Source organism: Pokkaliibacter plantistimulans (assembly GCF_003194385.1).
Lineage (GTDB): Bacteria > Pseudomonadota > Gammaproteobacteria > Pseudomonadales > Balneatricaceae > Pokkaliibacter > Pokkaliibacter plantistimulans.
This window is the reverse complement of the sequence record NZ_LAPT01000211.1, coordinates 1-587: the sequence shown is the minus strand read 5'-3', so window position 1 is coordinate 587 and position 587 is coordinate 1. Positions and strand designations below refer to the sequence as shown.

1 protein-coding gene is annotated in these 587 nt (G+C 57.8%); it reads right to left on the bottom strand.

Annotated elements, in window-relative coordinates; genetic code table 11:
* The coding region (locus WH50_RS25965) for an ATP-binding cassette domain-containing protein (protein ID WP_116453734.1) at positions 1 to 587 on the bottom strand (587 nt) is incomplete at both ends.

Genomic DNA, 587 nt, shown 5'->3' with positions numbered 1-587 from the left:
GATCATGGGTGATAAACACGATGGTCTTGTGCAGGCTGTTTTGCAGACTGATGAGCTGATCCTGCATTTCGCGACGGATCAGCGGATCGAGGGCACTGAAGGCTTCATCCATCAGCAAGATGTCGGGGTCGGTACAGAGTGCACGAGCCAGTCCGACCCGTTGCTGCATGCCCCCCGACAGTTCGTCCGGATAGGCGGCTTCATAGCCTGCCAGCCCGACCACGTCTATCCAGTGACGTGCCTTACGCTGTCGTTCCGCCGGGTCTGCGCCCTGCACCCTGAGGCCATAGGCCACGTTATCGAGCACGTTACGATGTGGCAGCAGACCAAAACGCTGGAACACCATGCTGATCTTGTGGCGACGAAACTCCAGCAGCTCCTTATCGTTCATTGCCACCACGCTTTGCCCGTCCACCCTGATGTCACCGGCAGTGGGTTCAATCAGACGGTTAAAGTGGCGGATCAGCGTGGATTTGCCGGAGCCGGACAGCCCCATGATGACGAAGGTCTTGCCACCTTCGATATCCAGACTGATGTCTTTGAGGCCGAGGGTATGGCCTGTTTCTGCCAGCAGGCTGTCCTTGTCT